The following is a 12,361-nucleotide window of genomic DNA, read 5'->3' on the forward strand; positions in this document are numbered from 1 at the left end:
ATGGCCAAGCGCAAGAACTGGTGGCAGAAGCTTCAGCAGGGTCTGCGCGGCAGCGCGGACGAGAAGGCGCCAGCGCCCTCCAAAGCTGCCAAGCCATCGGCGCCCCGCGAAAAGCTCGTCTTCGAGCACCTCGAGCCGCGCCTGCTGCTGTCGGACACGCCCATCCCGCTGGCCGCCTTTGCGCCCGCTGGCACGCTGACGATCAGCGTCCACTCTGGCGACCTCAAGGTCGAGACCGTCTACAGCGGCGGCACGCCGCAGATCCGCGTCTGGGACAACACGCTGGGCACCTCGCTCGGCCAGGTCGCGCTGACGCAGAACGTCAAGGTCAGCATCCAGGGTCTGCCCGGCGTCAGTGACAAGGTCCAGGTCGACCTGGGCTACGACGACGGCGCCGCCGGCACCAACGCCACCTCGCCCTTCGCCGTCATGGTGGAGATGGACGGCGGCACCGACATCCCGCTCGTCAGCGACGACACGCTGACCTTCCAGAGCAGCGGCCCGGACTTCTACAACCCGACCGCGCTGTTCCTGAAGAGCAGCGACGACATCGTCTTCGCCAGCGGCTTCAGCTCCACCGGCACCCTCAACGTCGATTCCCAGGAGGCCATCACCGCCGGCGGCGTGACGCTGCAGGCCAGCGACATGTACCTGGGCGTCACCAAGGCCGTCACCGACGGCGTGACGCTGCTCAGCGGCTTCAACCTGCTGGGTAACGCGAGCGGCGCCATCACGCTGACGGGCACCACGCTGACGTCCAGCGACATCGGCCTGATCGTCAACACCAGCGTCAACGTCAACACGCAGGACGCCAGCTACGCCAGCAACATCATCAAGGTCGCCTTCGTCCAGACCAACTCCAATGCCCAGATCACGCTGACCGGGGCCACCAACTTGACGGCCACGGCCGGCAAGATCACGCTGGCCTCCACGTCCACCGTCACCGCCCACGCGACGACCCAGCCCGACGCCAACAGCACGGCCAGTGACAAGGACGCGTCCGTCGCCTCCGTCATCGCCAGCAGCGCCGCCGGCGTCAGCGTGGGTGGCACGTCGTCCTTGAGCGCCAGCGGCGCGCTGATCCTGAAGTCCACCAACACGCTGGACGTCGCGGCAATAGCCGACGGCACTGCCGGCGCCAGTGCCAGCGGCGCCAAGGGCGGCACGGTCGCCGTCAGTCAGCTGGGCGGCAACACATCCGTTGATGTGACCGGCAGCGCCAGCCTGGCCGGCGCCAGCGTCAGCGCAACGGCCACGACGCAGCGCACCGTGCATACGTCTGCCAAGGCCACCGCCGGCGGCGCCACGCAACCCAGTGGCACGCCCACCCAGGGCCAGACCCAGCTCTCCAGCAACAACGCCCAGACCGGCGACGGCGCACTGAACTTCGGCGCCGCCGTGGCCGTCACCCACGTGGGCGGCGACACCACGGCTCGCCTGGCCGGCAGTGGCGTGACCAGCGCCGCCGCCGTCACCGTGGCTGCCTCAGCCGCCACGAGCACGGCAGCCGGCGCCGCCGCCACGACCGAAGCCGACGGCAGCGCCGCCACCGGCAGCCCCGGCGTGGGTGTGGCCGCTGCATTGAGCTTTGCCGACGGCACCACGCGTGCCTCCCTGGGCGACGGCGTCACCCTCACGGCGCCCAGCGCCAGCTTCACGGCCAGCACGACGACCGATGCCAAGTTCGGCGCCATCGCCACCTCCGGCGCAGGCAGCACCAGCGGCGTCGGCGTGGCCGGCTCACTGGCCCTGCACGTCGCCGTGCTGAAGACCGAAGCTGTTCAAGAAGCCGGCAGCACGGCCAGCTCCACCGGCGCCGTCAGCTTCAGCGCCACCAGCAACACCCATCACCAGGCGCGCGCCCTGCCCAAGGTCAATGGCGCTACCGGCGAGAGCTTGGGGCTAGGTGCGTCCGTCGCGATCAACGTCGTTGACGAGACAACGCGCGCCCAGGCGGACGCCAACGCCAAGTTCACCGGCAGCGGCCTCACGCAGAACGCCACCGCCACCGGCGATGTCGACACCGAAGCACAGGGCGGCGCCACGGGCGGCACTGCCGTCGCACCGGTCGTTGCCATCACTGTCGTCAACACCGGCGCCAAGGTAGGCGCCCTGGGCGGCAGCGACATCAGCCTCATCAACGGCATGACGAGCAATGCCCAGAGCACGCTGGACGTGCTCGCCAAGGGCCTTGGCGACGCTGAAGGCAGCAGCAACGCGGCCGTCGGCGCCTCCGTCGTCGTCACGCATGCGGCGCCCATCGTCGAGGCGGTGCTGGACGGCAAGCTGCAGGCCGGTGCGGCCGTGCTGCTGTCGAGCAAGAACACCGGCATGACACGCAGCGAGGCCAAGGCCGCCGCGCGTGGTGCCACCAACAACGGCAGCAACGCCAACCAGCAGGGCGCCAGCGCGCAAGGCGCCGGCAACACGGCGGCCAGCAACAACGGCGCGCGCGGCGCCTCCGGCAGCACGCCCTCGGCCGGCAGCAGTGACGGCCCGGTCACCGCGGCTGCGGCCATCGCTATCCATCACCTCGGCGCCCAGAGCACGGCCCGCGTGGGCGACGGCGCCAACATCACCGCCGGCGGTGCGCTGTCGCTGAAGAACGAGAGCGACCTCGACGCCCAGGCCGACGCCAGCGGCGTGGCAAGCAAGGGCAGCACCAACGTCGGCGCCGCCGTGGCCATCAACGTGGCCGAGATCGGCAGCAGCGCCCGCGTCGGCAACGCCAGTGTCGACAGCAGCGGCCTGGCCCTGGGTGCCACCACCGTCAGCGGCCAGCGCAACGACGCGACAACCGCAGCCACCTCCGGTGCCGCAGGCGGCAATACCGGCGTCGCCGGCTCGCTGGCCATCGGCGTGGGCATCAGCAAGTTCGAGGCGTCGCTCGCCCCTGCGGCCATCGTCAACGCCCACGCGGGCGCCGTGACGCTGGACGCCGACTCGACGACCGGCGACAGCGTCAAGGCACTGCCGGACGGCGGCGGCACGGTGGCCGAGAACACCGGCGTTGGCGCCTCCGTGGCCATCAACGTGGCCGACCATCTCAGCCGCGCCGAGATCGAGAACGGCGCCAAGCTGACGCCGGCCGGCTCGGTGACGCTGAACGCCAAGACCGACTCGGCCATCATCACAGCGGCCGAGGGCGGCGCCAAGGGCGGCACGGCCGTCGCGCCCGTCGTGGCCGTCACGGTGGCCAACCAGGATGCCAACGCGCGCATCGGCACCGGCACGCTGATCGACGCGAACGGCGCCATCGGCGTCAGCGCCACGCTGGCCAGCACCAACACCACCAGCGCCGAAGGCAAGGCCGAGGGCACGAAGGATGCCGCCGTCGGCGCAGCCGTGGCCGTCAACGTCGAGAACGACAAGAGCCTGGCGAGCAGCTCGCGCAGCCTGAAGAGCACGGGCGCCATCGGCATCTCGGCCACCAGCAGCGCGGCCAGCTCGGCCTCCGCCAAGGCGAGTGCCGTCGGCGGCAAGGAGGACGACAACTCCTCCTCCAGCGACGACCACGCCGTCGACGACCAGAACGCCGCGGCGCGCAACAGCGGCAACTCGGCCGCCAACTCGGCCGGCGCGCGCAACTCCTCCACATCACAGGCCACGCCGAGCGCCGAAGGCGGCAGCGGCGGCGGCACGGTCAGCGTGGCGGCAGCCGCGGCGGTCAACATCGCCCAGGCCACCAGCCGCGCGACGGCGGGCGGCGGCACGCTGACGGCCGGCGGCGCGGTCAGCGTCGACAGCAAGACCGACACCGATGCCAAGGCCACGGCCGACGGCAGCACACGGGCCAAGGATCCGAACAACGCGAACGACACCGGCGTCGGCGTGGGCGTCGCGATCAATGTCGGCGTGAACACCAACGAAGCCCGGGTGCTGGGCGACGCCGTCGTCGCCAGCCAGGGCATCAACGTGCGCGCCGGCATGACGAACAACGGCACGCACACCAACAGCGCCGAGGCCAAGAGCGGTGCCGGCGGCGCCAAGACCGGCATCGCCGGCGCGCTGGCCGTCAACGTGGCCGTGGACCGCACGACGGCCGAGGTCGTCACCGGCGCCGTCGTCAATGCCGGCACGGGCGCCAGCAGCGTCACGGCTGCTAGCAAGCATGCCGACACCGCCAGCGCAACGCCGACCGACTCGGGCGTGCAGGCCAATGCGCAGGACACCGGCGTCGGTGCGTCCGTCGCCGTCAACGTGGCCGACCACATCGCGCGGGCCGAAGTCGGCAACTCGGCGGGCCTGTCCAGCGCCGGCGCGCTGACGATCTCGTCCTCGCTGCAGAACACGATCACGACCCAGGCCGAGGGCGGCGCCAAGGGTGGCACCGCCGTCGCACCGGTCGTCGCCGTCACGGTGGCCAACCAGGACAGCATCGCGCGCCTGGGTACCGGTGGCCTGCTGACATCGACGGGCGATTTGTCCATCTCGGCCGACCTGCGCTCGACGAACAACACCACGGCCAAGGGCAAGGCCGTGGGCAACAAGGACGCCGCCGTCGGCGCGTCTGTGGCCGTCAACATCGAACTCGACCACGCCAACGCGGAGCTGGCCCGTTCCGTCACCAGCACCGGCGCCGTCAGCGTGGCCGGCACCAGCCAGGTCAGCACGACGGCCAACGCCGAGGCCAGCGCAGTGGGTGGCGAGCAGGACGACGACAGCAGCTCGTCCGATGACGATGGCGTCAACCAGAAGACCGCGGCCGGCCGCGGCCTGGGCAACTCCGCCGCCAACTCCGGCGGCGCGCGCGACTCCAGCAGCAGCTCTGCCACGCCTTCGGCCGGCGTGGCCAGCACCGACACCTCCGACAGCTCCGGCAGCAGCGAGACCGTCAGCGTGGCCGCCGCCGTGGGCGTCAATATCACCGACGTGACCAGCCGTGCCCGCATCACCGCCGGCACGATCTCCACGCCGGCCAAGAACGTCTCCGTCCAATCCAGCGCCAACACCGACGTGCAGGCCCTGGCGGACGGCAGCGCCACCACCAACGACGGTGGCGACTCGGTTGGCGCGGCCGTCGCGGTGAACTACGCCGCGACGACCAACGAGGCCCTGGTGGGCTCCACCGTTGCCATCACGGCCGACGGCCTGCTGCTCGGCGCGACGATGACCAATGTCGGCGGCGACACGACACACACCACACTGGCCAGCGCCAAGAGCGGCGCCGGTGGCGGCGACGTCGGCGTGGCCGGCTCGGTCGCGATCAACATCGTCAACGAAGACACCCGCGCGCAGATGAGCGGCGGCGCCAGCGCCACGCTGGCCGGTGCCGATTCCGGCGGCGCGTTGCAGGCGATCACCCAGTCCACCGCCAGCGACACGGCCAAGGCCCTGCCTGAGGACGAGGGCGCCCAGGCGGGCGGCAGCGACGTGGGCGTCGGTGCGTCCGTCGCCGTCAACGTCGTCGATCGCAACCTCGACGCGACGCTGGCCGACGGCGCGCAGATCAACGGCAATGTCTCGGCGATGACGGTCACGTCGACCGCCATGGACACCATCACGTCCGAGACCGAGAACGGCGCCAAGGGCGACACTGGCGTCGGCGTGGCCGCGGCCGTCACCATCGACACGAACAACACCCATGCCTACGTCGGCACGGCCACCGGCACGCTTGCCGTGGGCGGCGACGTGGCCGTCCGGGCCTTCCGCCTCGACCAGGTCAGCGGCAGCGCCAAGGCCGAAGCCGCCGGCTCCGACACGGCCGTCGGCGCCTCCGTCGTTGTCACGGTGGTGGACGGCGACGTCAGCGCGCGCCTGGCCCGCAACGTGACGGCTGTCGGCGCGGCCGACGTGTCCTCCGGCGCCACGGTGCTGGCCACAGGCACGGCCAAGGCCAGCGCCTCGGGCAACAGCTCCAGCGGCCGCAGCTCCGACAAGGAAGCCGACAACCAGGTCAACAACAACCCCAACAAGGACCAGTCGCGCACGCTGCCCAAGAGCAACGACCAGACCACCTCCGCCAACTCGCAAACCAGTGGCGAGACCGGCGGCAGCGGTTCGGAAGGCACCGGCGTGGCCGCGGCCGTCGTCGTGCAGGTCCTCGTGACCGACAACACGGCCAGCGTGGCCGATGGCGTGAAGCTGACGGCCGGCGGGGCGATGACCATCGACGCCCAGGCTGACTACAACGCCATCAACACGGCCCAGGGCGATGCCATCGACCTGAGCAAGAAGACCAACGTCGGCGCGGCTGTCGCGCTCGGCGTCGTCGACGCGAGCAACACGGCCAGCGTCGGCGCGAATGCCGACCTGCGCGGCGCTTCGGTGCTGATCCGCGCCGACCGCCCCGGCAACAGCGGCGACCATGAATTCCGCAGCCTGGGCGTCGCCGCCGCGGGCGGCAAGGACACCTCGGTGGCCGGCAGCGTCGCGATCAACATCGTCACGCTGGACACGGCCGCCTCCGTCGGCAGCGGCACGCAGATCCGCGCGAACGCCGGCAAGCTCGACGTCGTCGCCGACCAGAGCACCGCCATCCAGGCCGTCGCCGGCGCGGCGGCCCTCAGCACGGGCGGCACCGGCGTCGGTGCGTCCGTCGGCCTGAATATCGTCGTCGAGCACACCAACGCGACCGTCGGCGCTGGCGCCCAGCTGGCCGCGCGCGACGCGACCACCGTCACGGCCAGCGGCGCCGTCATCCCGGCCACGCTGGACCTGCCCAGCCCGCTGCCCGACCTGACCGTCAGCAACCTGGCGATCTCCGGCGGCATCTCCACCGATGGCGGCGCGGGCGCCGGCTCGGCGGCGGTCAACATCTACACGCTGGACACCATCGCCCGGCTGGACAACGGCGTGAAGGTCAACGACGCCGCGATGGGCGTCGCCGCGGGCGCGGCCCAGGACGTGACGGTGGGCGCCAAGAGCCGCACCGACCTCGAAGGCGGCGCCGGCGCGGGTGGCATCTCCATCGGCAATGCAGGCGTCGGCATCGGCCTGGACGTGACCATCCTCATCGAGAACACCAAGGCCACGCTGGGCTCGGGCGTGGCCGTCAACGCCGCGCGCGACATCAGCGTGCGCGCCAACTCCGACCAGGACGTCACCAGCGTCGCCGCCACGGCGGGCGTTGCAACCGACGGCACCGGCGTCGGTGGCAGCGTGTCGGTCTATGTCGTCACCAACACCACCGAAGCCACCACGGCCGGTGGCGCTGGCTCGGCACTGAACGCCGGCAGTGCGCTGGCCGTCGTCGCCGACGCGCCCTTCGACCTCACGCAGATTGCCGGCGCGCTGGCCTACGGCAACTCGGCCGGCGTCGGCATCTCCAGCACGGTGCTGGTCCACACCGACACCGTGCAGGCCCTGGTGGGCCCGAGCACGGCCATCGCGGCCGGCGTCATCGGTGGCGTCGACGTGGCCGCCACCTCGCACGAGAACCTCATCACCATCGCCGTCGGCGGTGGCGCGTCCAGCAGCGCGGCCGTGGCCGGCTCGGTCGTCGTCAACGTGCTGAACGAGACGACCAAGGCCCGCATCGACGACAGCTCGACCCTCACGGTTGGCACCGCTTCGGGTGCGACCCAGGCCGACGTGAAGGTGAGGGCGGACGACCAGAGCAGCATCGTCTCCGTCGCCGGCTCGGTGGCCGCGTCCAGCAGCGTTGGCGTCGGCCTGGGCGTCGTCGTCAACACGCTGAACAAGACGACCGAGGCCCGGCTGGGCTCGGGCGTGGTCGGCACCGCGGATGGCGACCTGAAGGTCACGTCCTCGTCCAACGAAGACATCTCCACGGTGGCGGCCGGCGTCGCAGCCAGCTCCAGCGTGGGCGTTGCGGCGGACGCCAACGTGCAGGTGCTCAACATCACGACGCGCGCCATCCTTGGCGACGACCCGACCGATGCCAAGGCCAGCGCCGGCACGGGCGACCTGCATGCCGAGGGCAGCATCGTCGTCGCGGCCGACGAGAACACCGAGATCGACCTCATCACCGGCTCGGTCGGCGCCTCCGGCTCGGCCGGCGTCGGCGCAGCCGTGGGCGTGGTCACGGCCACGAAGAACACCGTGGCCCTCGTGGGCGACGGCGCCAAGGTCACGGCCGACGGCCTGCGCGCGGGCTTGAGCGTCGCGGACGGCGGCATCGGTGTCGGCTACGCAGCGGCGCCCCCCATGAACGCCAGCGGCCTGCCCAACGCAGCCGCCGGCCAGAAGGGCAGTGCGGCCGCCTTCGAGGTCGGCACGCCCACCTTCAACGCACCCGACGGCAACGGCAACAGCAGCACCGACCCGAGCTTCAGCGGCAACCGTGTTGCCACACTGAGCTTGCGCAGCGGCTTCACGGGCCTGGCCGTCACGGCCACCAACCGCGATGACATCGAGACCTTCGCCGTCGCGCTCGGTGCCGGCACGGCCGGCATCGGCGTTGGCTCGGCCACCAACGTCGTCAGCACCAGCACGACGGCCGGCATCGGCGCCGGCGCCAACGTCAACGCCGACACCACCGCGGCCGGTTCGGGCCAGAGCGTCCTCGTCGGCGCGGGCGACGATTTCTCGCACGTGGCGCTGGCCGGCGCGCTCGGCTTCGGCACCGTTGGCGTGGCCCCGGGCGTGGATGTGACCGTGCTGACGCATGACACCAGCGCCAGCATCGGCGGCAATGCCAGCGTCAAGGCCCGGGACGATGTCGTCGTGCAGTCGTCCAACCAGGATCACCTGCTGCTGATCTCCGCCGGCATCGCGGCGGGCACGGTCGGCGTGGGCGGCGCGGTCAACGTGCTGGTCGTCAACAACCACACGGCGGCCACCATCGGCGCGGCGTCGGCCGTGCTGGCCGGCGGCGACGTCGGCGTGTTGGCCAAGGACGTGAGCGACATCAACCTCATAGCCGGTGCCTTCGGCGGCGGTACGGTGGGCGTGGGTGCGTCCGTCGGCGTCATGAGCGTGACCAAGCACACCGATGCCGGCGTGCTGACCGGCGCCAGCGTCGACGGCAAGGGCGTCGGCACGGGGCTGCTGGGCATGCTGGACGGCTCGGTCGGCGCGGGCGGCCTCGGCACGGCCGAGCGCCATGGCGTTGTCGTGCAGGCCAACAGCAGCGAGAACTTCTTCCACCTCGACGTGGCGGCCGGCGCGGGCTACGTGGGCGTGGGCGGCGGCGTGGGCGTCACGCTGCTGGACTCCGACACGACGGCCATCATCGGCGCCAACACCAGGATCAACCGCAACAACGGCAATGCCGGCGCCGACGGCGACCAGGGCGTCTACGTGACGGCGGCCAACAACGCGAGCGGCACCCACTTCACCGGTGCGGTGGCCGGCGGCTTCGTCGGCGTGGGCGGTGCGGTGCAGGTGGGCAGCCTGCGCAACGACACGGCGGCGCGCATCCTCGGCAATGCGGATGTGGCCGCGGCGGCGGACGTGGCCGTCAACGGCCTGTCGCGCATCGACCTCGACTCGCTGACCATCTCCGGCGCCGGCGGCTTTGTCGGCGCGGCGGGCGCGGTGACGGTCTGGTCCGTCGGCACGCCGCTGGAGCGCAGCTACAAGAACGACCAGGGCACCGCAGCCGATGGCCTGACCAAGACCCAGGGCGACGGCAGCTCCGGCTCGGGTGACAGCGATGCAGCCAGCCAGGCCTCGATGGCCAAGGGCCAGGTCGGCAGCGTGCTCGGTGGCTTCAGCGGCGGCTCGGCCGGCAGCGGCCAGCAGCGCGTGCACGACCGTGCCGGCGCGGCCAGCACGCTGGTCAACGGCTCCGGCCCCAGCCAGGCTGACTGGCTGGCGGCCATCAACGCGGCCAACCCGGCCCAGGGCACCGAAGCGACGGTCGCCGGTGGTACCAGCATCACGGCCGGCAACGCCATCACCGTCAATGCCCGCCAGTGGGCGGACGTGGACTTCCTCGTCGGCGCCATCGGTGCCGGCGCGGGCGGCATCGGCGCCGGCATCGGCGTGTTCTCCACCGCCTTCAACACCAATGCCAACGCCGCCGGCACCTACACGGCGGGCGGCCAGTTCAAGGTCAACTCGCGGCTGGACAGCACCGTCGACGCCATCGCCTTTGCGGGCGGCGCCGGCTTCGTCGGCCTGGGCGCGGCCGTGTCCGTGCTCAGCGACCACAGCTATGTGCAGAGCGCCCTGGCCGACAGCGCACGCGTGCGGGCCGCGTCCAGCGTCGACGTGACGGCGCTCTCCAACCGCACCATCCACCTGAACACCGACCAGGGCACCGCCGGCGCGGTTGCCGCGGGCGCGTCCTTCACGCGGCTGACGAGCGACGGCCAGGTCAGCGCCGACGTGGGCCTGGGCGCCCGCATCGGCCAGGACGCCGGCTTCAACGTCGGCGCGCTGCACGTCGACGCCGAGGCGAACTTCGACACCTACGCCCACACGCTGGGCTTCTCGATCGGCGCGGTCGCCATCAGCGCCAACTTCGCCATCGTCGAAGTGACACCGACCGTGCGCGCCTCGGTGGGCGACGCCTCGTTGATCAAGACCACGGGTGACGCCACCGTCGACGCCATCACCACCGGCAAGGCCGACGCGAACGTGCTGACCGTCACCGGCGGTGCCGGCGCGACCGGCGTGAGCCTGTCCTCGGCCACCTTCTCGCCCACCGTGCAGGCGCTGTTCGGCGCCACCTCGGTGCTGAACGCCGGCGGCCTCATCCGCGTGCAGGCGCGCAACAACCACAACGGCACGAGCGCCCTCGCCAACAAGGGCGCCTGGGCCACGTCCACGGCGCCAGGCTTCGGCGGCTTCTCCGGCAACGGCGCGGTGCCCACGGTCGAGGCCAACGGGGTCGTCAAGGCCAGCGTCGGTTCGGGCTCCCTCATCAGCGCGGGCGGCCGCGTGGATGTGCTGGCCTACGGCAACAACGAGGCCCAGGCCAAGGCGCTGGCGCTGTCGGTGGGTGGCGCCACGGTTGGCGTCAGCGTCGGCAATGCGCGTGCCAACGGCGGCACCACGGCTGAACTGCTCGGCGGCGTCGGCAGCTCCACCGACCTCACGGTGCGCTCGCAGGCCCGCAACCTCGCCAACTCGGCATCCGACGCCTCCGGCGGCGGCATCGTCGGCACCAACGGCGCCAGCAGCACGGCGCGTGCCAACGGCAACGTGCAGACCACCATCGGCGTCGCGGCACAGAACGCGACCCTCAACGCCAGCGGCAGCATCGTCATCGAGTCCCGCTCCAGCAACGACGCCACGGCCAACACCTTCGGCCTGTCACTGGGCCTGGGCGGCGCGGTTGGCATCATGGCGGCCAGCGCCGAGGCTTCGCCCGACGTGCGCTCCACCGTCACCGGCAACACCAACCTCGTGTCGGGCAGCGGCGTGCGCGTCGGGGCGTATCACAACCAGGGCGGCGAGGATGTGCGCGCGACGGCCGACGCAGCCAGCGGCAGCCTGGGCCTGGCGGCGTCCGGCGCGATCGTCAATGCCAGCAGCCTGGGCGGCGCCCAGGCCCTGGTGGGCGACAGCACGTCGATGGCCGGCGGCAGCGGCGCGGTGGTCGTCGAGGGCTTGTCCGACAACATCGCCAACGCCACGGGCGACGCCCTGTCGGTGGCCTGGGGTGTCGGCGCGGGCGCGGTGGTGGCCCATGCCTACACCGGTGGCACCACGGGCGCGGTCAGCGGCGCCGACGTGAGCGGCGCCAGCTACTCGGTGCTGGCCCACGCCGACCAGAACGCCGACGGCAACGCCAAGGCGGCGTCCGGCGGCGTGCTGACCGGGGCCAGCGGTGCCTTTGGCACCAGCGGCGTCACGCCGACGGTCAACGCAGGCATCGGCGACGGTGCCCAGGTCAGCGTTGGCGGCCCGATCTCCATCGTGGCTGAAACCAATGCCGATTCCGACGGCATCGCCACCGGCGTCGCCGTGTCGGGCGGCGTCTCCATGGGCAAGTCCGTTGCCGACGCGACGCTGAGCCCGACCATGACCAACCGTATCGGCGCCGGGGCCAGCCTCAGTGCCAACGGTGCCGGGTCGGACCTCTCCATCCGCACCCGCATCAACAACGGCAGCAGCCAGGCTGGCGGCGCCACGGCCACGGCCACGGCCGCCTCCGGCGGCGCCGTCTTGGGCACCAGTGGCTCCGGCGCCTCGGCGCAGACCAGCTACAACGTCCTGCAGAGTTCCGGCTCGGGCGTCACGCTGAACGCCGGCCGCGACCTCAACATCGGCTTGCTGGTGGGCAACCATGTCGAGTCCCTGGCAGACAGCGACACCTTCGGCCTCGTCGCCGCCGTGGGCGGCGCTGTTGCCGATGCGACGGTGGACGGCTCGGCCACCAGCAACTTCACGAGCGCCAGTGGCACGGTCGGGCGTGACCTGAACGCGCTGGGCATTTCCAACCAGCCCGTCACGAGCACGGCCAAGGCAGCCGGCGGCGGCCTGTTCAGCGGCCAGATCAACAGCG

Annotated in this window: 1 protein-coding gene (only partly in view); it reads left to right on the plus strand. The window is 71.9% G+C overall.

From position 1 onward, the window contains the following. On the plus strand, window positions 1-12,361 hold the start of the coding sequence (locus AC07V5_RS24010; RefSeq protein ID WP_495118244.1) for an Ig-like domain-containing protein. The gene runs 29,105 nt beyond the window's last position; only the first 12,361 of its 41,466 coding nucleotides appear in the window; the start codon lies at window positions 1-3; the stop codon falls past the right edge of the window.

This window comes from Roseateles sp. GW821-FHT02E12, from assembly GCF_059421665.1.